The sequence below is a fragment of the Silvibacterium bohemicum genome, assembly GCF_001006305.1.
Taxonomy (GTDB): Bacteria; Acidobacteriota; Terriglobia; order Terriglobales; family Acidobacteriaceae; genus Silvibacterium; species Silvibacterium bohemicum.
On sequence record NZ_LBHJ01000001.1, the window covers coordinates 730513 to 753939 of the forward strand.

At 57.0% G+C, this 23427-nt stretch carries 21 protein-coding genes and 1 tRNA gene; 14 read left to right on the plus strand and 8 right to left on the minus strand.

Annotated features, from left to right (window positions below):
* Positions 1 to 51: 51 nt before the first annotated feature.
* Positions 52 to 987, plus strand: a complete 936-nt coding sequence (locus XX99_RS03140) for a phospholipase C/P1 nuclease family protein (RefSeq protein WP_050057890.1) — start codon at positions 52 to 54, stop codon at positions 985 to 987.
* Positions 988 to 1113: 126 nt separating this feature from the next.
* Here XX99_RS03140 and XX99_RS03145 read toward each other — a convergent pair whose 3' ends face one another.
* Positions 1114 to 1350 carry a hypothetical protein gene (locus XX99_RS03145; RefSeq protein WP_050057891.1) on the minus strand — a complete coding sequence of 79 codons (237 nt, stop codon included), beginning with the start codon at positions 1348 to 1350 and terminating at the stop codon, positions 1114 to 1116.
* 180 nt (positions 1351 to 1530) lie between these two features.
* Positions 1531 to 1607, minus strand: a tRNA-Val gene (locus XX99_RS03150).
* A gap of 379 nt (positions 1608 to 1986) precedes the next feature.
* Here XX99_RS03150 and XX99_RS03155 point away from each other — a divergent pair.
* Positions 1987 to 2547, plus strand: a complete 561-nt coding sequence (locus tag XX99_RS03155; protein WP_050057892.1) for a CDP-alcohol phosphatidyltransferase family protein — start codon at positions 1987 to 1989, stop codon at positions 2545 to 2547.
* Between the two features lie 23 nt (positions 2548 to 2570).
* Here the strand turns inward: XX99_RS03155 and XX99_RS27940 are convergent, their stop codons facing one another.
* Positions 2571 to 2816: a hypothetical protein gene (locus tag XX99_RS27940; RefSeq protein WP_050057893.1), complete on the minus strand. Its 246-nt coding sequence runs from the start codon at positions 2814 to 2816 to the stop codon at positions 2571 to 2573.
* Positions 2817 to 2941: 125 nt separating this feature from the next.
* Between XX99_RS27940 and XX99_RS03165 the strand changes: the two genes are divergently transcribed.
* From XX99_RS03165 to XX99_RS03220, 12 genes are all read left to right on the plus strand, one after another.
* Complete coding sequence (locus XX99_RS03165; protein ID WP_050057894.1) at positions 2942 to 3424, plus strand: RrF2 family transcriptional regulator; 483 nt, start codon at positions 2942 to 2944, stop codon at positions 3422 to 3424.
* A 27-nt stretch (positions 3425 to 3451) separates the two neighbouring features.
* Positions 3452 to 4708, plus strand: a complete 1257-nt coding sequence (locus tag XX99_RS03170) for an IscS subfamily cysteine desulfurase (protein ID WP_050057895.1) — start codon at positions 3452 to 3454, stop codon at positions 4706 to 4708.
* Positions 4709 to 4770: 62 nt separating this feature from the next.
* Entirely contained in the window at positions 4771 to 5196 is a 426-nt protein-coding gene (iscU, locus tag XX99_RS03175; RefSeq protein ID WP_050057896.1) for a Fe-S cluster assembly scaffold IscU, read from the plus strand.
* 98 nt (positions 5197 to 5294) lie between these two features.
* Positions 5295 to 5681 (plus strand): HesB/IscA family protein, encoded by a 387-nt coding sequence (locus XX99_RS03180; RefSeq protein WP_050057897.1) that lies wholly within the window; start codon positions 5295 to 5297, stop codon positions 5679 to 5681.
* Between the two features lie 88 nt (positions 5682 to 5769).
* Positions 5770 to 6417, plus strand: coding sequence for a Fe-S protein assembly co-chaperone HscB (hscB, locus tag XX99_RS03185; protein ID WP_231581123.1), 648 nt, complete (start codon positions 5770 to 5772; stop codon positions 6415 to 6417).
* Positions 6418 to 6428: 11 nt separating this feature from the next.
* On the plus strand, positions 6429 to 6869 hold the full coding sequence (locus XX99_RS03190) for a tautomerase family protein (RefSeq protein ID WP_050057898.1): 441 nt from the start codon (positions 6429 to 6431) through the stop codon (positions 6867 to 6869).
* Between the two features lie 65 nt (positions 6870 to 6934).
* Positions 6935 to 8797 (plus strand): molecular chaperone DnaK, encoded by a 1863-nt coding sequence (dnaK, locus tag XX99_RS03195; RefSeq protein ID WP_231581136.1) that lies wholly within the window; start codon positions 6935 to 6937, stop codon positions 8795 to 8797.
* Positions 8798 to 8842: 45 nt separating this feature from the next.
* Complete coding sequence (locus tag XX99_RS03200; RefSeq protein ID WP_050057900.1) at positions 8843 to 9271, plus strand: 2Fe-2S iron-sulfur cluster-binding protein; 429 nt, start codon at positions 8843 to 8845, stop codon at positions 9269 to 9271.
* 59 nt (positions 9272 to 9330) lie between these two features.
* Positions 9331 to 9549: a Fe-S cluster assembly protein IscX gene (gene iscX, locus XX99_RS03205; protein WP_050057901.1), complete on the plus strand. Its 219-nt coding sequence runs from the start codon at positions 9331 to 9333 to the stop codon at positions 9547 to 9549.
* A gap of 96 nt (positions 9550 to 9645) precedes the next feature.
* Positions 9646 to 10431 (plus strand): DoxX family protein, encoded by a 786-nt coding sequence (locus XX99_RS03210; protein WP_050057902.1) that lies wholly within the window; start codon positions 9646 to 9648, stop codon positions 10429 to 10431.
* 30 nt (positions 10432 to 10461) lie between these two features.
* Positions 10462 to 12708 (plus strand): GH92 family glycosyl hydrolase, encoded by a 2247-nt coding sequence (locus XX99_RS03215; protein WP_050057903.1) that lies wholly within the window; start codon positions 10462 to 10464, stop codon positions 12706 to 12708.
* Between the two features lie 316 nt (positions 12709 to 13024).
* A complete protein-coding gene (locus XX99_RS03220) occupies positions 13025 to 13846 on the plus strand; it encodes an alpha/beta hydrolase (RefSeq protein WP_050057904.1) in 822 nt (273 codons plus the stop codon).
* 177 nt (positions 13847 to 14023) lie between these two features.
* Here the strand turns inward: XX99_RS03220 and XX99_RS03225 are convergent, their stop codons facing one another.
* The 5 genes from XX99_RS03225 to XX99_RS03245 form a co-directional block, all read right to left on the minus strand.
* Positions 14024 to 16603 (minus strand): TonB-dependent receptor, encoded by a 2580-nt coding sequence (locus tag XX99_RS03225; RefSeq protein ID WP_050057905.1) that lies wholly within the window; start codon positions 16601 to 16603, stop codon positions 14024 to 14026.
* 252 nt (positions 16604 to 16855) lie between these two features.
* Positions 16856 to 18286, minus strand: a complete 1431-nt coding sequence (locus tag XX99_RS03230; RefSeq protein WP_050057906.1) for a sensor histidine kinase — start codon at positions 18284 to 18286, stop codon at positions 16856 to 16858.
* Positions 18287 to 18293: 7 nt separating this feature from the next.
* A complete protein-coding gene (locus XX99_RS03235; RefSeq protein WP_050057907.1) occupies positions 18294 to 18974 on the minus strand; it encodes a response regulator transcription factor in 681 nt (226 codons plus the stop codon).
* Between the two features lie 233 nt (positions 18975 to 19207).
* On the minus strand, positions 19208 to 19921 hold the full coding sequence (locus tag XX99_RS03240) for an RNA polymerase sigma factor (protein ID WP_050057908.1): 714 nt from the start codon (positions 19919 to 19921) through the stop codon (positions 19208 to 19210).
* A 608-nt stretch (positions 19922 to 20529) separates the two neighbouring features.
* On the minus strand, positions 20530 to 22914 hold the full coding sequence (locus XX99_RS03245) for a glycoside hydrolase family 31 protein (protein WP_050057909.1): 2385 nt from the start codon (positions 22912 to 22914) through the stop codon (positions 20530 to 20532).
* Positions 22915 to 23427: the final 513 nt, after the last annotated feature.

Sequence of the window (23427 nt, forward strand, 5' to 3'; positions counted from 1 at the left end):
AAACTGTCCATTGCCTTCGCTTCGGTAGTACTTCATTAAAGGCGGAGTTGCATGACGCGTCAGAATCGTTTCTTTACTTTGTTGCACTCCTGCACCGCTTTGGTTCTCGTCTCTGTTCTCTTGACGCAGCATGCGTTCGCCTGGGGAGTCGATGGCCACCATATGGTCAATCGCCTGGCCGGCATGAACCTGCCCAACGATGTCCCCTTGTTTTTGCGGTCTCCGGAGGGACTCAATGCGCTCGAATATTACGCGCCGGAACCCGACCATTGGCGCGGCCGCGGCGAGCCGCAGCTCGCAGATGAGTCTGCGCCGGATCACTTTATCGCCCTGGAGCGAGTGGCCCTCCTCGGTTCGCTTCCGCGCAACCGCTACGACTATGTTCGCGCGCTGGTGCCGCTCCAAACTACTCACCCCGATCTTCCACTGACGGTCGAGCGCATGGGGACGCAGCCTTACCAGACCGTCGAGATGTCCGAACGTCTGAAGAGCGCCATGCGCGATTATCGCGCCCTATTGGCCGACAAGCGGGATACCAAGCCTCTGGAGGCAGAGATCATTTTTCTCGCCGGCATCCTGGGACACTATGTCGGCGATGGATCGATGCCGCTGCACACGTCGATCTATCCGAATGGCTGGTCGGGGCCTAATCCTAACGGATATACGACGGAGCATCACATCCACGCACTGTTTGAAAGTGTATTTGTTGGCGCTAATGTCAAGATCGGCGACCTGGAGCCCGCGGTGAAAGCGAGTGAACCGAAGCTCCTTGGCGATGTCTTCGATGATTACGTCGCCTACCTGCGCCACTCCAACACGCTGGTCGAGAAGACATACCAGTTGGAGAAGGCTGGTGCGTTTTCGGGAGCGGGAACGCCTGACGGAAAAGCTTTTGCGGAGGAAAGACTCGCAGCAGGAGCCATCGAACTACGCGACATCATTTACACCGCATGGATACGGAGCGCCGATCCGGTCGCGGCCCATTAAGAACAACCCCTACTGCCTCTGAGTCATTTGAAAAGTCCCGACCTTATAGAGGATGTCAACCGAGGTCGAAATCGCTGCAGTGGCGGTGGGACGAAATCGATTTCTACAGCGGCAGCAGGCACGCAGCTAAAAGCAGCACCTGCTGCGCTGAATGCCTAACCTGGCCACGACCTGCTCGCGATTGCCATACGTTGCATACTCGAGCAGGGATGATTCGACGCTCCACACCTTCTTTAGCCCCCGAGCGGACAAGCGCGCAAACTGATCCTGGCCGGTCAAAATCAACGCCGTGCAGGAGCCGCGCCAAGCGACCTTCATATCCTCAAGCAGGTTGAAGGGAGCGAAGCCCCGCTGTGGAAGCATCGCGAGCCAAACCTACCTTTACCCTGCAGCTGTAAAGGCCGGGGCATTCAGGGCCGTCGAGGAGCGGAACCGGAAAGGCGATCTAATCCGGGTTCGCTACTCCGATGTAAGTGGGCAGCCAGTCAAGCGTTGGGGCTTCCACTAGGAAGGATCTAATCTACCGTATCTTATGGGGAAATATGGTAGGCACGAGGAGACTCGAACTCCTGACCTCTACCGTGTCAAGGTAGCGCTCTAACCAACTGAGCTACGCGCCTGCGTTGCGATCATTGGGCAATGACCTCAACCATCATAGCAAGTTTTTTCCCGGAAGGCATGCCGAGGCGTGTCATCTATCTTGTCCGTATGGTGGCTACCCGCCTTCGATTCTGGCGTCATCGGGGACGCGATGACTATGCGGCAGCGAAATAGCAAATCAGATCCGTGTCGATTGGATGGTTGTTTCAGGTGACTGTTTCGTGTGCGGGAAGAGAGAACATCGTACGAATGGGTGCCGTTGTTCTGCCTCTGGCGCTCGAGAAGTGGGGGATGCATGCATCGTTATGGCGGAAAATCCGGCAGCTGCGGTAGTATCAGGGTTTTGATTGTGAAGAATCGGTAAAGGAAGGCCTGTCTGCTGTCCCTCGAAACGCTCCGATGAACGAACTCCGCGCCGCTCCAAATCAACTCACGCTGTTACGGCTTTGCATCATCCCCTTTCTGGTTCTGGCTGTGCTCGATGGCCACTACCGGACGGCGTTCGCGCTTTTTGTTCTCGCGGGCATTTCCGACGGGCTCGATGGTCTGCTGGCCAGGCTCCTCAAGCAGCGCACCGTGCTGGGACAGTATCTCGACCCGGTCGCGGACAAACTCCTGCTCAGCACGCTTTTTCTGGTCCTTCATCATGAAGGGCTCATCTCGCGGAGAGTGACGGTGCTGGTTTTTGGGCGCGACCTGGGAATTCTGATGGTGGCGGCTATTCTCTACGCCGGCGTGGGCATGCGAAATTTCAAGCCGAGCATTTTCGGAAAAGCAAATACCCTGGCGCAGATCATTGCGCTGCTGGCCGTGCTTTTGGGCATGTTTTACGCACCGCCCATCATCCGTGTCGTTCGCCACGGAGCCCTGGTCGCCACGGTTGCATTCACTACGATTTCAGGTTTCCACTATGCGTGGCAGGTGGCGCGGCGGCTCAGCCCGTCAGAGCAAAGTTCTTAGCCGCTGGCCGCACCCCGCTGGTTTTATTCTTCTTCCTCGTCTTCCCGGGCTTCTTCGATTGCCATGTCGCGAAACTCGTTGGAGTCGAAAACCTCGCCGCACTCCAGACATTCCACATACTCGGCGTCCTCTTCGCGCGCTACCACACGCACTCTTGGGTGTTTGCAGGGTGTATCCATTTGGTGGGTGTATTTTGACCTGGGGATTTGATAGTGATATCGCAAAGATTGTATCGAGCCCGGCCCATCTGTCAAATCGAATTCGGCCATCTTTCAAAACCGATCCTAAGGTGCTTCCGTGTGACCATAAACGGGCAATTTCGAATCGATGATTTGAATTCGGACAGTTCTGGTCCTATACTGAATATTGAGACTGCCGGAGCTAGTCTCTTTTCATGCTGAGACTTACCAAAAAAGCCGACTACGGCCTTATGGCGTTGAAGTTCATCGCCGAGCATTCGGACTCCATGTCGCTGAGCGCCAAGGACATCGCGGAGGCTTATCATATTCCTCCGCAGCTGCTGGCCAAGATCTTGCAGCGTCTTGCCAAGGAGGGTCTCCTTCGCTCTCACGCCGGCATGAACGGCGGCTACACGCTCTCTCGCCGAGCTTCCGACATTACGGCCTTCGAGGTTATTCGCGCCATCGACGGGCCGCTCTTCATCACATCGTGCGTGACGGACAGCGGATTATGCGACCTGACGAATAGCTGCACCATCAAAGAGCCATTGGCACGCGTCAACGACAGCATCTCAAACGTGCTAAAAGATATCCGGATTTCGGACCTGGTCGACTCCGATCAGGCTAACGGTCATCCGAAAACAGAGCAGGATCTGGTCACCATCCGCACCCCCGACGCTGGGGCAGGAAAAGTTTAAGCAGGAAAGACGCAGGAGTCATAAAGAATGAGCACTACTGAGATTGGAAACGTCAGCGTCCCGGCGGGTGTCAACCTGCCGCTATATATGGATAATCATGCGACCACGCCGCTCGATCCTCGCGTGCTGGAAGCGATGATGCCCTATTTCACGACAGTGTTTGGAAACGCCGCCAGCCGCAATCACTCCTTTGGATGGGAGGCGGAAGCGGGCGTGGAGAAGGCCCGTGAGCAGGTCGCAAAGCTCATCGGGGCCACCGCCAAGGAGATCATCTTCACCTCCGGAGCCACCGAGTCCAACAATCTCGCGATCAAGGGCATCGCCGAGATGTACAAGGAGCGCGGCAATCACATCATTACCCAGGCCACCGAGCACAAAGCCGTGCTCGATACCTGCAAGCGCCTGGAAAAGTCCGGATATCGCGTCACCTATCTGCCGGTCAAGGCGGATGGCCTCATCGATATCGAAGACCTCAAGCTGGCCATGGATGACAAGACCATTCTGGTGAGCATCATGTTTGCCAATAACGAGATCGGCGTGATTCAGCCGGTCGCCGAAATCGGCAAGCTCTGCCACGAGCGCGGCGTGCTCTTCCACACCGACGCGGTGCAGGCGGTGGGTAAGATCCCGGTCGACGTAAACGCGATGAACATCGATGCGCTTTCTCTATCGGGTCACAAGATCTACGGCCCCAAGGGGGTTGGCGCTCTTTATGTGCGCCGCCGCAATCCGCGTGTACAGATCTCCGAGCAGATCAACGGTGGCGGCCACGAGCGCGGCATGCGCTCCGGCACATTGAATGTTCCCGGCATCGTTGGCCTAGGCAAGGCCTGCGAGCTGGCTGGCGAGGAGATGGTTGCCGAGACCAAGCGCCTCATCGCCCTGCGCGACAAGCTCAAGGCGAAGCTCGAGGGGGCCCTCGACTACATTCATGTCAACGGATCATGGGAGCATCGCCTGCCCGGAAATCTCAACATGAGCTTCGTCTACGTCGAAGGCGAGTCATTGTTGATGGGCATCAACGAGATTGCGGTTTCGAGCGGTTCAGCCTGCACCTCGGCGACGCTTGAGCCATCTTATGTATTGAAGGCTCTGGGACTCGGCGACGACGTAGCGCATAGCTCAATTCGCTTCGGCCTCGGCAGATTCAACACGGAAGCTGAAGTCGATTACGTGGCCGACAAATTGATCGACGTCGTGCAGAAGCTGCGCGAACTTTCGCCTCTCTACGAGATGGTGAAAGAGGGCATCGACATCAGCAAGATCGAATGGCAGGCGCACTAAACCCGGTAGATTGAGTAAGACTTAATTCGTCAGGTTCATCGAATTTATAAGGAGAAATTTCAATGGCATACAGCGATAAGGTTATCGACCACTACAACAATCCACGCAATGTAGGCCAGCTGGACAAATCGAGTTCGGAAGTTGGCACCGGCCTCGTCGGCGCACCGGAGTGCGGCGACGTCATGCGTCTGCAGATCAAGGTGAACCCCGAGACCCAGGTGATCGAGGAAGCCAAGTTCAAGACCTTCGGCTGCGGCTCGGCCATCGCCTCTTCCTCGCTCGCGACCGAATGGGTCAAAGGCAAGACCATCGAAGAAGCAATGCAGATCACAAACACGGATATCGTGAAGGAGCTCGCGCTTCCTCCGGTCAAGATTCACTGCTCGGTGCTTGCCGAAGACGCCATCCGCGCCGCTATCGGCGACTGGAAGAAGAAGAACGGCGTGACCGAAGGCGCAGAAGTCGCCCAGGCCGTAGCCGCAAACTAAGCGAGTCGTGTAGCAGGGCACGGCTTAAGCCGTGCCTGTCTGAGCCGTAGATTCAAGGGGCTGTAGATTCAAGGGCTTTAGCCCCTGGGGATGAAAGAATGAGCACGCCGCAACTCGAAATACTGAATGCCGAAAACCAGGCTCCCAATCAAAAGGGAATCCAGGTGACCGAGCGCGCCATCCAGCGCATTCGCGTCGCCATGGCCAAGGAGGGTGTCTCACCCACCGAAGGCGGCTTGCGTCTCGGCATCACCGGCGGCGGTTGCTCAGGGCTCTCCTACAACATTCGCTTTGATTCTCAGCCGCGTGAGCGTGACCGCATCTATCAGTTCGGTGACGTGCGCGTCTTTGTCGATCCAAAGTCATTCATCTATTTGCACGGCATGATTCTCGATTACGAGGAGACGCTGATGCGCCAGGGATTTAACTTCATCAATCCCCACTCGACGAAATCCTGCGGCTGCGGGTCGTCCTTCTCAGCGTAGCGCGCCGCTCGCCGCTTAATTTCACTCTATGCAAACTGCGGAACATCAATCCGTCAGCGCGGCCTGTTGGTCGTGCGGAGCAACCGTCATGGGCACGAAGCCCTTTTGCGATGCTTGCGGCAAAGTACAACCTCCATCTCCTGACATCGATTATTTCGCCGCATTTGGATTGCCGCGTAAGCTCAATATCGACTTGTCCGCGCTGGAGCGCAGCTTTTACCGCCTCAGCCGGAAGCTTCATCCTGACGTCTACGCACAGGCCACGCAGCAGGAGCAGCAGTGGAGTCTCGAACAGACCTCGCTGCTCAACGACGCCTATCGCACGCTGAAGAATTCCATCGCGCGCACCGAATATCTCCTCAAGCTCGAGGGCGTCGTCCTCGAAGCAGGGAAGAGCGAAGATGGAGCCGCCAAGGAGTCGCGCGTTCCCGCTGATCTGCTCGAAGAGGTCTTCGAGTTGAACATGCAGCTCGAAGAGATGCGCATGACTCGCAAGATGGGCGAAGACGACCCGCAGCTCCGCAAGGATCTGGAAAAAGCCCACATCGACTTTGAATCGCAGCTAGCCGCGAGCGACTCCAACTTGCAGGATCTGTGGACCCTCTGGGGCACGGCTCTGGACAACGAAGACACGGCGCGCAAGAGCGAGACAAAGGATCAGATGGTCGCCCTGCTGGACCGCCGCCGCTACATCCGTAACCTGGTTCGCGACGTCAACGAGGCTCTGGAAGCCTGATCGAGGATGACATGCCGCTAGTAAGAATTTCTGTTTACGACACCATGCCCACAGACAAGCGGGGCAAGCTCCCCGGAGCTGTCTACGACGCGATGCGTGAGTCTATTTCCATCCCCGAGAATGATCTTTTCGTTGTGCTCACCGCGCATCTGAAAGGGGAGCTCGTCGTCGATCCCCAGTTCATGGCCATGGAGCGCTCCGGAGACTTTACGCTGGTGCACATCACTCTGCGCAAAGGCCGTACCACCGAGGCCAAGCAGGCGCTCTATCGCCGCATCGCGCATCTGGTCAAGGAGCGCGCAGGTGTAGAGCCGGATGACGTGATGATCATGCTCACAGAGAACGATCTTGACGACTGGTCCTTCGGCCGCGGCGAGGCCCAATACGTATTGAATGCGCCCGCGGGCAAACTAACGCCCGCGCGTTCGTCATTCGTAGGGGAATCTCGTTGAGCGAAACCAATGCAGCTCGCATCGTGGGCATCGATCTCGGAACCACCAATTCGCTAGTCGCCTTCATGCAGGGCGATCACCCCGTCGTCATTCCCGGCGAAGACGGCGTCAACCTGGTTCCCTCAGTAGTCGCCATTCCCGAGCCCAAGAAAATCGTCGTAGGGAACCCGGCGGCGAAGCATCTCGCTGCCACACCTGATCGCGTCATCTACTCCGCCAAGCGCCTGATGGGCCGCGGCGTAGAAGACATCCAGGACGAGCTGAAGCTCTTCCCGTTCCATCTCGCATCGGACATTCAGCCCGGCGAGGTTCTGCGCATCCAGCTCGGCGAGCAGCAGTACACGCCGCCGGAAATCTCCGCCTACGTCCTGCGCCAACTGAAGAAGAATGCCGAACGTTATTTCGGCTCGCCCGTAACCAAGGCCGTCATCACCGTGCCCGCGTACTTCAACGATGCGCAGCGCCAGGCCACTAAGGACGCCGGACGCATGGCCGGACTCGACGTGCTGCGCCTGGTCAATGAGCCTACCGCTGCGGCGCTCGCTTACGGCCTCGATCGCAACAAGGAAGGCATCGTCGCCGTCTACGATCTCGGCGGAGGCACCTTCGACATCTCCATCCTCAAGCTGCACGAGGGCATCTTTGAAGTCATCGCGACCAACGGAGACACACACCTCGGCGGCGATGACATCGACAATCTGCTCATCGCCATCGCGCTCGATGACATCCACGGCGAGCTGAAGCTCGATCTCCGCGCCAACCCGGAAGCCATCCAGGCTATTCGCAAAGCGGTGATCGAAGCCAAGATCGTGCTCTCGACCTCCGAGACCACGCGGATCGCCGTCGATCTGCCCGGAGGTCAGCCCTATCGCCGCGAAATCACCCGCGAACAGTTCGAGCAGATCATCAAGCCAGTCATCGATCGGACGATCAACCCCTGCAAGCAAGCCCTCAAAGATGCCGGCGTCACGCCCGAGCAGATTGACGAAGTGGTGCTGGTTGGCGGCTCGACGCGTATCCCGTTCGTGCGCAGCCTGACCGATCAGATCTTCCATCTCGCGCCGCGCAACAAGAAGCCTCACATCGAGCTCAACCCTGACGAAGTCGTCGCGCTCGGCGCAGCCGTGCAGGCCAACATCCTCGAAGGTGGTTCGAAGGCCACCGAGGACATGCTGCTTCTCGATGTCACGCCGCTCTCGCTCGGCATCGAAGCACTCGGCGGAGTTGTGGCCAAGATCATTCAGCGCAACTCGACCATCCCTGCATCCGCGACCGAGCACTTCACCACCGGTGTCGATGGGCAGCTTAATGTCGCCATCCATGTGGTCCAGGGCGAGCGCGAATTGGCGAAAGATTGCCGCTCCCTCGCACGCTTCGACCTCAAAGGCATACCGCCCATGTCCGCCGGTCTGCCGCGCATCGAGGTCAAGTTCCTCATCGACGCGAACGGTATCCTGCATGTCTCCGCGCGCGAGCAGCGCAGCGGCAAGGAAGCAGAAATCGAGGTGAAGCCGACCTACGGGCTCACCGACGAGCAGGTCGAAACCATGATCCTCGACTCCTTCGATAATGCCGAGGCAGATTTCCAGCAGCGCCAGCTCATCGAAGCCAGAAACGAAGCGGAGACCATCCTCACGGCGATCGAGAAGGCGAAATCGAATCCAGCGTGGCGCGAGCTCACCGACGAAGAACGCAGTCAGATCGCGCTGCTGTCCGCCGAGCTGGGCGTCCTCAAGGAAGGCGATGACGCAAAGGCGTTGCGCGACGGCACCGAAGCTCTCGACAAATCCACGCGCCGCATGGCAGAGCTCATGATGGAGACCGCCGTCTCCAGCGCCATTGGCGGCCAGACCATGCAATCCGCCGGCGAGAAGCTCGGTGACGGACCGACTGCGCCGCATCCCTTCGCGCCCGCGGAAATCAAGTAATGTGAATGAAGCATCAGTAACCGATCAGAATTGAATGAGTGAAGAATGACCGAAGCGAAAGTACAAGAGATCGACCTGACCAAGCCGCCCGCGCCCAACATGGTGCGCGTTACATTTCTGCCCGAAGGACGCACGGTTGAATTCGAATACGGGACAATGCCCTACGATCATCATGGCAAGCCGATGTCCTTCCTCGACGTGGCTGAGAACTACAACATCTTTCTCGACCACGCCTGCGGAGGTGCCTGTGCCTGCACCACCTGCCACCTGCTGGTGAAGGAGGGAACTGCGAAGATCAGCGAGGCCGAAGAGGATGAGCTCGACCGCCTCGACATGGCGCCTGGACTCCAGCTCAACTCGCGCCTTGGCTGCCAGGCCATCATCACCGGTCCCGGAACCTACGTCGTCGAAATTCCCAGCTGGAATCGGAATTACGTCTCGGAAGGCAAGCCCCTGGCTCTGAATCAGAGCTAGGTCGAGAGCAGAGGCAAACCGCAACATCGATCGATATCAGGACGGACTCAGGAGATCCCATGCCGCGCGAAATTACCTGGAACGACTCGGAAGAAATCGGCATTCAGCTTCAGGAGAAGCATCCTGAGCTCGATCCGCTCACGGTCCGCTTCACCGATCTGCATAAATACGTGAAGGAGCTCGAAGGCTTCGCCGACGACCCCACAAAATCCAACGAATCGAAGCTCGAAGCCATCCAGATGGCATGGTACGAAGAGTTCAAGGACGCTTCCGCTTAGCCTTATTTTCCCTGGTATTCAGCCCTTCTTCGATGTGCTAGGGTTTTCTACCGGAACTCTCTCCAATCAACGGAGGCAGCTCTGGAGAATACATCCATGCGCATCGCAAGCATCGGTCATGCCGTCTTCTCGATTGCCATGATCGGTCTCGGAATTGTGGGGCTTCTCTACCGCGACCTCGTTCCGGTGTGGAATCCTGTTCCCGCGAGTGTCACGGCACACGAACTCTTCGTTTCCCTCGCTGCGCTTATATCCCTTGCAACCGGCATTGGTCTGCTGGTTTCACGTACGGCGACCATTGCGGCGCGTTTGCTATTCGCCACACTTCTCTTTTGGCTGCTGCTGTTCCGGTTGCCAAACTTTCTCCACACTGCTCTCTTCGCAGCCTGTTGGTCGGTGTTTCCGCTCCTGGTCATTCTGGCCGCCGCTTGGGTGCTTTATGTCTGGTACGCCGCTGACTGGGACCGTCGACATCTTAGGTTTATCAGCGGCAACAACGGACTCCACATCGCTCGCGTACTCTACGGTCTCCCGCTGATCTTCTTCGGCGCGGCCCATTTCATCGACGTGAAAGACACGCTTTCGCTAATCCCTGAATGGTTGCCGGGTCACCTGTTCTGGGCCTATTTCACCGGCTCTGCCTTCGTTGCGGCGGGCATCGCGGTACTCATCCGCTTCTGGGCGCGATTGGCAGCGTGCCTCGCCGCCTTGCAGATCGGATTGTTCCTGCTCCTCGTATGGATACCCATCGTGGCAGCGGGTTCCAAAGTTGCCTTTCAGTGGAGCGAGACCATCCTGAACGCGGCGCTGTTGGCTGCCGCCTGGGTGATTGCCGATTCCTATCGAGATACGCCTTGGCTGGCCGGCAACGACCTGCAGTAGCAGCAGGCTCGCGAGATACAATTCGCGGTGATGAAGAGAATTTTTTTTGTCGTCGCGATTATTTTTCTGGGTGCGTTCTCGAAGCTGTCTGCTCAAACAGATCTCGTTCCGTATGTAAATCCACTTGTCGGTTCTCAGCGCAGCGCGATCGGTTACGGCGGCACCATGCCCTTCGTGACCACGCCGTTCGGCATGACGGACTGGACGCCGCAAACGCGGCAGAACAAGATCAGCGTCACCTCATACAACTACGACGACACGACCATCTCCGGATTCACCGGGACGCATCAGCCAGCGATCTGGATGGGAGACTACGGCTACGTCACAATCGCTCCGCAAATCGGCGAACTGCGCACCACGCCGGATTCCCGCCAACTTCCTTACAGCCATCAATCGGAAGTCGCACGGCCCGACTACTATCGAGTTCTGTTGGATACCGGCTCGGATGGAAAAATCCAGGCAGAGGTGACAGCTACAGAGCGTTGTTCGATGCTGAGATTTACTTTTCCCGCCTCCAGCACGGGCCGCGTCCTGATTGAAGCTTCTCGTCCAGGAATTCCAGGCATGGCATCTGTGAATCCTGAAACACGCGAGATTACTGGCTACAATCCTCATCGGATGGATGCGCATTTGGGTCCGCTCGCATTGCCGAACTTTAAGGGTTACTTCGTCATCCAGTTTCAGCAGACGCCGAAGGCTATGAAGACTTATGGCATGGACGACAGCAAAGCTGAGAGCAGCCGTGGAGCTTATGCGGAATTCGAGCCTGGCCAGACCATTCAGTTGCGCGTGGGAACTTCATTCATCAGTGTGGAACAGGCCCGCGAAAATCTCCAGCGGGAGATACCGGGCTGGGATTTCGAAGCGGTGCAGCGGGCGCTGCGAGCGCAGTGGAACGCAAAGCTTTCGCGATTGCAGATCGGCGGAGCAACCGACGCCGATAAGACATTGCTTTATACGGCGCTCTATCATGCATTGCTTTATCCGAGAGTCTTCTCGGAATATGGCCGCTATTACAGCGCCTTCGATGACAGCATCCACCGCGGTGAAAGCTTCACGGCATATTCCATCTGGGATACCTTTCGCGCAGAGAACAGCCTGCTCACTCTCTTTGCTCCAGAGCGAATCGACGGCATGATTACCGCGCTCTTGCAGAATTTCAAGGAAGGTGGTTGGATGCCCAAGTGGCCGAATCCCAGCTACACCAACATCATGATCGCAACGCATGCGGACTCGCTCGTCGCTGAAGCCATCCGCAAAGGTTTTCACGGCTTCGATCGAGAGGTGGCATGGCAGGCGGTATATAAGGACGCGATGACGCCTCCGGACGGAGACACAACGCGGCGATGGCTTGACCGTGAGGAGCATACTCCATATGAAGCGCGCGCCGGCCTCACTTATTACAAGCAGCTTGGCTATATCCCGACCGACAAAACCGATGAAGCGGCTTCGAGTACTCTCGAAGACAGCTACGATGACTGGTGCGTTGCGCAGGTTGCGAAAGCTCTCGGGCGGGCGAACGATTACCAGTTCTTTCTCAAGCGTTCCTTGAACGATCGCAATCTTTACAATCCCGCACTCGGTCTGATGAATGGAAAAACTTCCGATGGCAAATGGGCACCGATCGGCGGAGGAAGAGACGACAACGGAAACCGCTCCGTCTCCGGCTGGACCGAAGGCGACGCATGGGTCTACACATGGTCGCCGCTCCATGATCAGGCTGGATTGATTCAGTTGATGGGTGGCGTGGAGCAATACGACAAGAAGCTCGATCAGCACTTTAGCGGCGGCCATAACGTACACAGCAACGAGCCGAGTCATCACTACGGATACCTGTATGACTTCGGCGGCGAGCCCTGGAAGACGCAAGCGATGGTGCGTAAGATTGCTGAGAAGGAATATTCGCCAACGCCCGGCGGCCTGGATGGCGATGATGATTGCGGACAGATGTCGGCGTGGCTGCTCTTCACTGCAATGGGCTTCTATCCCGTCAATCCTGCCAGCGGCGATTACATGATCGGCAGTCCGATGTACGGCGAGATCGCACTCACCCTCGCGAATGGAAAGACCTTCCGCATACAGGCAAGCAATAACTCACCAGAAAATCTCTACATTCAGTCAGCGACCCTCAATGGAACTCCGCTCAACATTCCCGTTATTACATGGGAGCAGATTCAAGCCGGTGGGCTTCTCCATTTCGTGATGGGCCCGAAGCCCTCGCGGTGGGGTAGTAAGTGGAGGGCCGCCCCCGTTGCGGCACGCCCAAACCATTCCTGAGATCGTGCAGAAAAGCATGATCTAGCGGCGGAGACTCCGACAGCTGAGTGAATAATCTTAGCGACTACGGCTCTGTGTTCTATCTTGGCGAAGTTCGCTGCCGAATCAAATTCCGTCAGTGTCGGATATCCGTCGTTCGTTCGTCAGCAAGTAAGTGAACCCCGAGGAGATTCGCGGAGCACTCGCGTAACGCCAGGAAGGATTTAGCTTCCACGGCGAACTCTGGGATAGAGCCGCTAACATTTGGCATGGTGGTTGCTTTCTAATACTCCGTATGCGAGCCATGCTGCATATAGATGAGTAGATCAGGAGACGAATGGACAGCTATCGAGGGATGAATCGGGAGGAGCTCGACCGCGCCTACAACAACACGGCCGCTGTGCCGGATGTGGCGGAGACGATGGCCGATTTCGGACGTCGCGGCGCCGCGATTTACGAGCGTGCCGGTATCAAGCGCGACCTGGCCTATGGTGAGGCTGCGAGCCAGCGAATAGATTGGATTCCCAGTTCACGCGCAGGTGCGCCGACCATTGCCTACGTTCACGGGGGTTATTGGCAGAGCCTGTCCAAGGAGAAGTTTGCCCATGTTGCGGCCGGCCCGCTCGCGCACGGCTTCAACGTCGCGCTTATCGAATATACGCTCGCACCCCAGGCGCGCATGGGCGCTATTGTCAGCGAGATTGGTCAGGCGATCGATTTTCTGGTGGCTCACTTCGAAGAGTGGGGAGCCGACCCCGCGTGTCTCTGCCTTGCGGGCCATTCCGCCGGCGGCCATCTCGCAGCCATGCATCGGAATCATCCGGCGGTCTCACTCGTTCTTTGCATGAGCGGACTATACGATCTCGAGCCGATCCGGCTCAGCTATTTAAACGAGAAGCTCAATCTAACTCCGTCCGAAGTTGCAGCCTATAGCCCGCAAACGTACATCGGTCCTGGCGCGCCTACACTGCTGACCGTGGGGGACTCTGAACTGCCTGAATTGATGCGCCAGACCGCAGACTACTCCTCTTTACTACGAGCACGCGGCGAGCTGGTGGAGGAGATTTTAGCGCCTGGCCGCAATCACTTTACGATAACGGAAATGCTGGCCATGCCCGACGGCGCGGCGCTCAACGCTGTAGTTCGAGCTTTTTCCTGAGACGGCTTCAGTGGAACTGGAGCAACGCTTCAGACGCGCGGGCCCGCTGCAAAGATCGATATATGTCCTGTGTCGCTCCGCCATCCAAGCTGCAGCATTAACCACGACAGTTCAACGCAAAAAAAGCCCGAGCCGGATAGGAGCGTTTTCTCCCATCCGACTCGGGCCGGCGTGCTGCTACTCGTGGCGGTTGGGGAAGAGTCCCATCTTGAAGGTGACGACAAAGCTGCGTCCGGCAGTCAGGTTGATCTGATCCAACGGCGAAGGAGTCGTGGTCGCGATGTACGCCGATGTGCCTGCAGGCGTCGGACTGTTAAAGGGGAATACATCGGTGATGTTTTCGCTGTTGAAGAGGTTATTGATGCTGAAGCTGATCTTCGATTCGTCGAACATCGAGTGCTTGCGAATCGTATAGTTCAGGAAAAGATTGACGTTGTTATACGGCGCAACATAGACCTGATTGTGAAAGGAGCCGTTGTCATCGTAATAGCTGCCGACGCGCTTCTCGATGATTCCTAGATCCATTCCGTGGCCCTGATAGGTGACGCCCAGCCCCTGCGTGTAAGAGGGAGTGTCAGTGACATTGAGGCCGGAGGGAACGCCGATTCCCGTATAAGTGGCTTTTCCTATGGTTCCGTTGGCGTAGACGTTGAGGCCATAACCTAGAGAGGCATTGGTTTCCGCCTCAAATCCCTGGGTGATTGAATCGGGGCCCAGGAAATATTCGTTGAGACCAAAAGCCGGGTTATTTGGATTGGTGACAACGTTCTGAATATAGTTGTTCTGGAACTTTACAGCGTAATAATCAGCATCGAAAGTTACGCGGTTCAGCTTCAGGACTGTTCCACCCTGGTATGCAGAAGTCGTCTGCGGGCTGGGCAATTTGGAGATCTCTTTGCCGCCGCCTGCGACGTCGAAGATGCTGGTGGGAGGAATTTCATCGCCCTTCCCGAACTGGCCATAGACCGACCAGTTATTCGTCAGCCGGTAATTTGCCGATGCCGAAGGCAGATTCGAGCCGAAGCCGCCCGAGGATGTAATGGAGGGCGCGCCATTAAGATTGCCCACCACTTTACCGTTATCTGCGAACTGCTTAAAGTTCAGGGTGTAGTAGGCATACTTATCGCCCACGATGAGAGTGAGCTTCTTCGTTGCATGCCATTCGTACTCGACATACGGGTTATAAGAGTTGGTCCAGTAATTCTCGTGGAAGTTAGGTACGGCCTGGTCGAGGTGGTTGATCGGATCGGAAGGGAACTGAAAGCGATTGCTCGTTGCCCACTCGTACCACATGCCGGTGCGGAAGACGCCATACTTCGAAGTCTGGCTGATCGTCGAAGTCTCACCATACTTACGATAGCTGTTCACTTTGTCGATCGCACAAGGCCAGATCTTGCCCTCTGGCTCGCAGTTGGCGGGGGTAATCCATCCGCTTGAGCCGTTGGGGCCGGTGGCAAGGCCTGTCGTATCGTTTGGATTGTCGTTCGCGTAATACTGCGCGTTGTTGTAGCTGTATGTGTAAGGCTTCACGTCCACCTGCCAGCCGCGGTTCAGCGACGAGTGGATGCCGACATACTCGAAGTCCGTGGGAACGGTGTTGGTGTTGTACTTCTGAAAGAAGGCGCTGGTGGGGTCGTTATTCTGCAGCAGGTAATTCCAGCCGTACGCGTTGATCTGAGCGCGGTAGGGAGAAACATTCGGCGCGTTGCCGAAGAGGTGGACGACACCGCTGTATCCGGTAATAACTGTGCGATCCGACAATTTGTACAAGACCTTGATATCTCCGGCATTGCGCTCCAGATAGTTCAAGGTTTCGAAGCCGTTGCTGGTAATGCGATGAACATCCAGCGTCAGGCCGATGTTCTTGCGTGGCCCGAGCATACCGGTGTTGTACTGGCCGTCGATCAGCAGCGTATTGAACGATCCGTAGGAAACCTGAGGTAGAACGGACTGCTCTGATGGCACTTCCGGAGAGAGCAGATTGATCGACCCGCCATAAGTCGCTTGCCCTATAGTCGATGCCGTGCCCGGGCTGCGGTCGAAGTTCACACTGCCTATCCACGGTCCGGGAAAGAATGCCCAGGAGTGATGGGTCGGGTTGTTGCTGTCGTTGAAAGGGATGCCGTCCCAGGTGATGTCGAAATCTCCATCCTGGAATCCGCGGAAATAAATCGTTCCCTGTCCAAGCCCCACGCCGTTGGGGTTGTAGCTGATCGTGCCGGGGGCAATGTTGATGATTTCGGAGTAATCGGTCGTGGGCGGAGTAAACTCACGGATGAACTCGTTGCTGATGGCCGATTCGGGCGCCACCGTATCGAGAGAGCCCTGCGAGAGAGCATGCTGCCCTGCAATTGAGTCGCCGGCGACGGCCTGGACCTCGACACTCTGTTCGAAGCTCTGGATACCCAGGGTTACAGAAATGTCTTGTGATCGCACAGCGGCTGCAACATCCGATTTCGCCGTCGTGCCGAATCCTTTGGCGCTGATCGTGAGTGCGTAACGGCCCGCGGGGATTCCCGTGATGGCGAAATGTCCGACGCCGTCGGTATTCACTTTGCTGAGCGCGTTCGTTGTCTGATTCTTTGCCGCGACGCTTGCATTGGCAACGGCAGCTCCGTGGGAGTCAAAAACGGTTCCGGTGATCGATGCCGTCTGATCCTGTTGCGCCCGCAGTTGGGCCGGCGCTGCCGATAGAAGCCATACACACACACTCAAGGCAAGGAATCGATACCAGGTGCCTATAGTCAATCGCCGCAAAGAATCCTCCATAAATAAAAAAGTGCAAGAACTGCAACATCACAGTAGTTTCCACCGGTTAGGCAGTTGATGAATGCAGCATTACACGCTGCAAGTAAGAGACTTAGCGCGCGGGTGAGGCGGTTTATAGGGAGGCTTCGTTAAGATTTTTTTAAGGTGATGCATGGCATTCTTTCCCGCATAAAAGGCGGGGTGATGTGGGACGCAGTCTGCGTCAGGATCAGCAAATATGGCGCAGCACACACGCTCGCATCAGCCGGCTGCGTACTGCTCGCGCTGGCCTTCGAGTGGACGGCTTACTATCGACGGGAGAGAAATCTGAAAGACGGAGCCGGTAGCGGGCGTGCTCTCCGCAGTAAGTTCTGCCTGGTGCGCATCGGCAATCCATCGCGCAATTGCGAGGCCCAGACCATTGCCGGGCTGCGTTTGCCGCTCGCGAAGCTCGCCCTGGTAATAGCGCTCGAAGACACGCTGCCGCACGTCTTCGGACATGCCGATGCCGGTATCGCTCACGGTAAGAAGAACCTGATCTTCAGTCCGGGAAACCGCGGCTGTAATCTCGCCACCTTCCCGTGTGTATTTAATCGCATTGTCGAGAAGAATTCCCAGCAGCCTTAACAGCAGAAGTTCATCGCCTTGAATGTAGACCGGCTCGAGCGGAAGTCGCCAATCCAGCATGATTCCCCTTGACTCTGCCAGATCCTCCACGCGCCTGCATCCATTCACGACCAGATCGCAGAGATTGATCGGTTGAAAGGCGGCCTCATAGCTGAATGTGTCGCTGCGGGCCAGAGAAAGGAGCGCGTCCAATAGTGTCGACGCAGTACGGCACTCGTCTACCACTCTGCTGAGGTCTTCGCGATATTCCTCCTCCGAGTGGTCTCTATGGAGCGACAGCTGAGCTGTACCCAGAATCACCGTAATCGAAGTTCTCAGATCGTGCGAGACGTCCTCGGAAAACTTGCTGAGACGCGAAACTGCAGACTGCACTCTGTCCAGCAGCTGGTTCCATGCAACTGCGAGTTCCTGTATCTCATCTCTCGCGGATGGCACTGGCAGCCGCGTCGACAGGTTCCCCACGCCGATGTTTATGGCTGCCTTTGTCATGCGGTCGACAGTCTTCAGAGACTGGCGGCTTAGCAGATATCCGCAAATGGCCGCAGCGCTGAGCAGCGCCGGAGCAAGGAGCAGGAGCGCATTGCGGTAGATCAGAAGGATGTCGAATTCTTCCTCCAGCGAACCGCCAATCAAGAGGCGCACCGGTCGGCCATTCAGTTGGGTGAGATGACACATGACCATAGCCGGCCGATGTTCGAGCGACTGGAGGAAGAAGACTGCGTGCACACAATTGTCGGAGGGTGGAACGATGGCGTCCGGGCCGCTCACCTCCCGTGGAAAGAGAAGACTTCCATCGGTATTGCGAATCTCAAATAAATTTCCTTCATGCGTAACGATGGCGTAGTTGCGAAGCTGCTCGGACATCGGCAGGGGAGGGGATTGAATCCGGTTCTCCACAAGGAACTGAATGAGCCGCTGCTCGCGCCCGATCAGGTGCGTCTTTTTTTCCTGGAGCAGCGCGAAACGCAATGCGCCATAGGAGAGTATTCCGAATGCCAGCAGCCCCGCGGAAGTAACCGCGAGATAGAGCAAAGTAAGTTTGGCCCGCACAGAAAGATCACGCATCCGTTTGTCAGTTCTCTACAAACATGTAGCCTGAGCGGTGAATCGTTCTGATCAAAGTGTGGTCGTCATCTCTCTTGTCTTCAAGTTTTGCTCGAAGACCATGGATGTAGACATCAAGCGTATTTTCCTTGACCTCGGAGTCGCATCCCCAGCCGGCTTCGATCAACTGCTCGCGAGACGTGATCAGGCCGCTGCGTTTCATCAACAGCTCGAGGAGATCGAACTGCTTTCGCGTCAGATAAATGTGTTTTCCCTCTCGTATCGCCAGCCTGCGGCTGCGGTCAAGCGTGATGTCGCCTGCACGAATCGCCTGCGGCTCCATCGCCGGCAGTACCCGTCTAGCGATTGCGGAGACTCGCGCGAGCAGAATCTCCAGCAGGAAAGGCTTGACCAGGTAGTCATCCGCGCCCAGATCGAACGCCTGCAGAATTTTGGGGACGGCGTCCACTGCTGTCAGTACCAGAATTGGAGTCTTGCAACGGCGCCCGCGCACCTTCTCGAGTACCGCAAAGCCGTCCATCCTCGGCAGGTAGAGATCCAGCAAAGCTACGTCATACTTGCCATCGAGCATCATGTCGGCGCCTTGCTTCCCGTCATGAGAAAGAACGACCTGATGGCCGTTTTCAGTCAATCCGCGTTCGACGATTCCCGCGATACGTTTGTCATCTTCAATTACCAGGATATTCATATGTACAGACTGTGAAGCTAAGTGTTCTGTAACCCATCAAGATGAACATGACGTTACAGGCCTCGAATGGCGTTCGCTCTCGAAGACATTTCGCGGCGCCACCGATGGCAAGCTGACGCACTTACTTCGATGCTTTGGAGGGCTGCGCGAGCATTCGCATCGATCTCGTGTGCGATGCTGGTCTTAAATGGGCCTGAAGGTAGGAAGAGTTCAAGGACGCCGCGGAATAGCGGCTAGGAGAAGGTCGAACCCTGCTGAGAGCGGCTGTTTTTTTTGGCAGCGATCTCCAACGCCTGGGCGGCGTGCTCTTCAAGCTCGGAGCGGATGCGCATGGCGCGGTTTCTCAGCGCATTGAGCGAAATTTTGAGCTGCCCGGCCAGTTGCTTACGCGATTCGATGTGGTTTCTGCCCTCGGTGTCGTAGTACTTTTCGATCAACTCACGCTGCGCCGCGGGCAGTTTCTGCAGGCAGTGGTCGAGCGCCTGCGCGAGCGCCTCGGTTTCCCGGATACCTTCCCTGACATCTTCCCGGACATCGGCCGCACTGCTGGCACGCTCTTGTTTGGAAATCAGCTGCAGGGCCTGCTCTTGCCTCTGGCGTTGCCGCCAGTACTCGTGAAGGAGCAACCGGGCAATCCCCGCCGCAAACTTTTCCGGCTCCTTGACCGCTTCTGCAGTCGCATCGTTCCTGTCGGCCGCAACTCGTCGAGCTAGGCGATCCAAAGTCTCATCGGCGAGGGCATCAGCGTCCTCCACGTTATTCCAGTGGAAGAAGCGGATGAGCCGATCGTGCAGTGCGGTGTATTTGCCGCTGGCGCGTTCGAGATCAGGGTCGAGCGCGGTGAGCAGGGCATCGAATGCCTGACGGTCCAGGCTCCAACGCTTGGCTGGCTTTGTGAGTGTGCCTCCCGTTATGCCCTGAACAATTGAGATCACCGACCCGGCCATGCGACCTCCATCGTTTTCTTGCGCGCGAAGACAGCTTTCTCCATTAAATCGAGGGGATCATCGATCTTGCTCAATCCTCTTTCGATCCTTTGGAGGCGAACAGAAGAAGGGAAGCAGATACTCTCGTCGGGTTTGCGCGCAGCGATCCGGAATCGGGCGCATGAGAGCCCAAAGCGCAGCGTAGCGGGACGTGGGGACACCTTCAGGAACCGCGACAGACAACGAGTTCGCAAAACCAGGGCCATGAAATTTACAGAGGGCAGGAAGCTTCGTGGCTCGACTTCGCCGCCCGTCTCAAGCGGTCGAGTAAAACAACGGCGCTCTCAATTTGCCGGAAAAAACAATGGAGCGCAAGAAAACTTTGGTGCGTGCGAGATATTTTCATCGCTAATGCCACTCCGAGGTGTGGCATTAAGTTTTTGCGGGGCTGGGGACGGAACGATCGCTCTCATGGGTGGAGAAGAGGCGGAAGACGGCCTACGCATTCCGCGGGGAGCGATATTCGTCCTTCGGTGAGCGATTGGGGCGGGCCCTCAAACAAAAAATTTTGGGGCCCAGTCGCTCGTTTGCATCACGTGAACTGCGGCAGGAAATGCCTGCTGAACGGACTATTTGCCCACCACCTCGACGACTTCCGCATCGGAGCCGGTCCACGATTTCGCACCGGTGTGATGCAGCATTCCTGCTGCATCGTCCCAATGCAGGCGCGTCACCCTGTCTTCACCTTTCTCATACGCATACGTCGTCCCGTCGTCGTCATACAGCGTGAAGTCTGCATCGGCGCCCGGATAAACCCGCAGCCTGGCGATCTTCTGCGTCTGGCTGGTGCTTTCAATCGGCTCGCCTAAAGGCAGAATCGATCCGGCGCGAACAAACAGAGGAAGAGTATCGATGGGCGCGTTCACGGCGATAGTCTGTCCGCCCTTAATTCGTTCGTTCGTCCAGTAGTTGTACCAATCTGTGCCCGCTGGGAGATAGACTTTGCGGCTGGTCGCACCTTGCTCGGTGATGGGCGCCACCAGGAACGCCGGCCCCAGCATGTATTCGTCGCGCAGGTCGGTGACCTGTGGATCGTCGGGGAAGTCCATGAATAGCGCGCGCATCGACGGCGCACCCGTCTCGTAGGTGTGATAGCTCAGCGAATAGATGTAAGGCAAAATCTGGTAGCGCAGCTTCAGATACTTTTCGAGGATAGGCTCGGCCTCATGCCCATACGACCAAACCTCGTTGAAGTTGCGGCTGCCGTGGGTGCGGAAGATGGGCAGGAAGCTCGCATACTCGAACCATCGCGTATAGAGCTCAGGATAGTCGTCGTAGCCTCCAACGTTATCGCGGGCATCGGACGGATTGAGCAGCGGAGGATGCGCCGGATGATGCTCGCCGGGCAGATATTGCCAGCCGCCGGTATCGTTGCTCCAGTTCGCGATGCCCGATGCCGTGAAGTCGAGGCCCGTAGGAATTTGCCGCCTCAGCGTGTCCCATGTCGGAGAGATATCCGACGACCAGACGATCACGCCGTTGCGCTGGATTCCCAGGTACGCGTCCCGGGAGAGAATGAGCGCCCGATGCGGCGTGTCGCGACGGAATCCATCATAAAGCGCGGCGGTATGAAAGAGCGGATAGGTGTTGTAGTACTGCGTCCCCGGCCCGACATGAAAGTAGCTTCCCTGCGGCGGAAGATCGGGCTCGGTCTCATCGGCCCAGAGCGAGTTGAATCCCTTGCTCAGGATGTTCTCGCGAATCTTATCCCAGTACCATTTCGCCGCATCGGGATTGGTCGTGTCGATGTCGGAGCCGGCGCGGTCGTAAGGCAGGCCATCCGTCGGCGTGCCATCAGCCAGATGCTCGAACCAGCCATTCTTGAGAATCGTCTCGTAGTAGCGTGAGTCAGGCACAAAGCGTGGCCACACGCTGACCATCGTCTGGATGCCCATCTTGTGCAGCTCTTCATTCATCGCCGCGGGATCGGGCCAGAGCGTGGGATCGAAGTCCATCTGCCCCATCTTGGTGTAGTAAAACCAGTCGACGACGATGGTGTCCAACGGCAGATGCCGCTCGCGGTATCCCTTGGCCACCGCCATCACCTCCGCCTGAGAGCGGTAGCGCTGCTTGCATTGGATGTAACCGTAGGCAGCCTTCGGCAGTAGCGGGGTCGCGCCCGTCAATTGGCGATAGCCAGCGTAGATTTCGTCGGTGGTCTTACCTGCAATCACGAAGAACGAGACGCGATCGCCTACCTCCGATGTCCATCGCGTCTGCTCATTGAATCCCGGAGCGATGGTGGTCCGGGAAGGATTATCCCAGATCACCCCATAGCCCTTGTTGGTAACGAGGAACGGCACGCACACGCTCGGCCCGCCGGATGCGTTGTAATCATGCCAGCAATCGATCTGATGGCCCCGGTAGTCGAGAAGGCCCTGCTGGTTCTGGCCTAGTCCGTAATAGTGTTCATCATCGGGTGACGCGAAGCTTGCGCCGACCTGATAAAACGGTGCATCCGAAGAACGCCTATCGGCAAGAATGCCGGAGTTCCCGTCCTTATGATTGGGAACGGATTGCGACCACCCCAACAGATGTAGCAGCGGTTTACCTTCGGGCGTGCTAAAGCTGATATTGGCGCCGGGAGTGGAGCCGCCGAAGAACTTGGAGATGTCGACCTGCGTCTGGATCGGCTTGTGCGGCGCCCCATGTCCGCCTCCGCCGAGCTTCACCACCATCCGCGACGAAGTGTAGATATCGCCGTCATCGGTGTGTTCGTACTTCCAGCCCTCCGCCGAAGGTGTCCCGACAATCCCGTAGCCTGGACCGGCCAGCGCCTGGTCTTTGAGCAGGCTCAGCGTGACGCGGAGGATGTTCGGAGCATAGGGCTCGAGCACAATCGTGCTGTTGCCGTGCTCGAGAACGATCTTTCCATCTTGCACCTGCGCGGTTGCGGCCAGACAAGGCACGAGCAAAAACGCAGACAGCGCGGCTAAATATCGGCGAACATTCATCTTGAGTCGGCTCCAGTAAATCCTTTTACCAGCTTTTGTGCTGCTGTGAAAGCTTACCGTCTTTGTTCTGTCGCAGGCTGCTGCCATGATTCGATCCCGTTCCCCGCCCAGAACGGAAAGGGGTGTAAGTACCCGATACGCGGCCGGGATTTTTTCTTGACAGCCGCAATTGGGCCGGACTATTCTTCGCGCCGAGTAAACATTTACACAACTTCGGATCGCCATCGCTCTCCCACACTGACTCGCTTTCCGCAGTTCCTACAAAATGCCTTTACTTCGATGTGAGAGCGGATATCTCTCAATGTTCTCGGAAAACGATTACCGCTTGGATGGATGGAAGCATTTACTCCATCGGAGGCAAACGTTATCTCAACCCGCGCACTCTCCGCTCACCTCCGCATCGCCGGTATTCCCCCTGGCGTGATAGCTTGCGTCCGCCGAGCAACTCGCGATCACCCGGGCAGCACAACAGAGCACCACAGATTTGCAAGCACGTGCACCACATTTCAGGAG

What these genes read in the sequence shown, in the direction of transcription:
- XX99_RS03140 (WP_050057890.1), top strand. Translation starts at nt 52, where the DNA reads ATGACGCGTCAGAATCGTTTCTTTACTTTGTTGCACTCCTGCACCGCT.
- XX99_RS03145 (WP_050057891.1), bottom strand. Translation starts at nt 1,350, where the DNA reads ATGCTTCCACAGCGGGGCTTCGCTCCCTTCAACCTGCTTGAGGATATG.
- XX99_RS03155 (WP_050057892.1), top strand. Translation starts at nt 1,987, where the DNA reads ATGAACGAACTCCGCGCCGCTCCAAATCAACTCACGCTGTTACGGCTT.
- XX99_RS27940 (WP_050057893.1), bottom strand. Translation starts at nt 2,816, where the DNA reads ATGGCCGAATTCGATTTGACAGATGGGCCGGGCTCGATACAATCTTTG.
- XX99_RS03165 (WP_050057894.1), top strand. Translation starts at nt 2,942, where the DNA reads ATGCTGAGACTTACCAAAAAAGCCGACTACGGCCTTATGGCGTTGAAG.
- XX99_RS03170 (WP_050057895.1), top strand. Translation starts at nt 3,452, where the DNA reads ATGAGCACTACTGAGATTGGAAACGTCAGCGTCCCGGCGGGTGTCAAC.
- iscU (WP_050057896.1), top strand. Translation starts at nt 4,771, where the DNA reads ATGGCATACAGCGATAAGGTTATCGACCACTACAACAATCCACGCAAT.
- XX99_RS03180 (WP_050057897.1), top strand. Translation starts at nt 5,295, where the DNA reads ATGAGCACGCCGCAACTCGAAATACTGAATGCCGAAAACCAGGCTCCC.
- hscB (WP_231581123.1), top strand. Translation starts at nt 5,770, where the DNA reads ATGGGCACGAAGCCCTTTTGCGATGCTTGCGGCAAAGTACAACCTCCA.
- XX99_RS03190 (WP_050057898.1), top strand. Translation starts at nt 6,429, where the DNA reads ATGCCGCTAGTAAGAATTTCTGTTTACGACACCATGCCCACAGACAAG.
- dnaK (WP_231581136.1), top strand. Translation starts at nt 6,935, where the DNA reads ATGCAGGGCGATCACCCCGTCGTCATTCCCGGCGAAGACGGCGTCAAC.
- XX99_RS03200 (WP_050057900.1), top strand. Translation starts at nt 8,843, where the DNA reads ATGACCGAAGCGAAAGTACAAGAGATCGACCTGACCAAGCCGCCCGCG.
- iscX (WP_050057901.1), top strand. Translation starts at nt 9,331, where the DNA reads ATGCCGCGCGAAATTACCTGGAACGACTCGGAAGAAATCGGCATTCAG.
- XX99_RS03210 (WP_050057902.1), top strand. Translation starts at nt 9,646, where the DNA reads ATGCGCATCGCAAGCATCGGTCATGCCGTCTTCTCGATTGCCATGATC.
- XX99_RS03215 (WP_050057903.1), top strand. Translation starts at nt 10,462, where the DNA reads ATGAAGAGAATTTTTTTTGTCGTCGCGATTATTTTTCTGGGTGCGTTC.
- XX99_RS03220 (WP_050057904.1), top strand. Translation starts at nt 13,025, where the DNA reads ATGGACAGCTATCGAGGGATGAATCGGGAGGAGCTCGACCGCGCCTAC.
- XX99_RS03230 (WP_050057906.1), bottom strand. Translation starts at nt 18,286, where the DNA reads ATGCGTGATCTTTCTGTGCGGGCCAAACTTACTTTGCTCTATCTCGCG.
- XX99_RS03235 (WP_050057907.1), bottom strand. Translation starts at nt 18,974, where the DNA reads ATGAATATCCTGGTAATTGAAGATGACAAACGTATCGCGGGAATCGTC.
- XX99_RS03240 (WP_050057908.1), bottom strand. Translation starts at nt 19,921, where the DNA reads ATGGCCGGGTCGGTGATCTCAATTGTTCAGGGCATAACGGGAGGCACA.
- XX99_RS03245 (WP_050057909.1), bottom strand. Translation starts at nt 22,914, where the DNA reads ATGAATGTTCGCCGATATTTAGCCGCGCTGTCTGCGTTTTTGCTCGTG.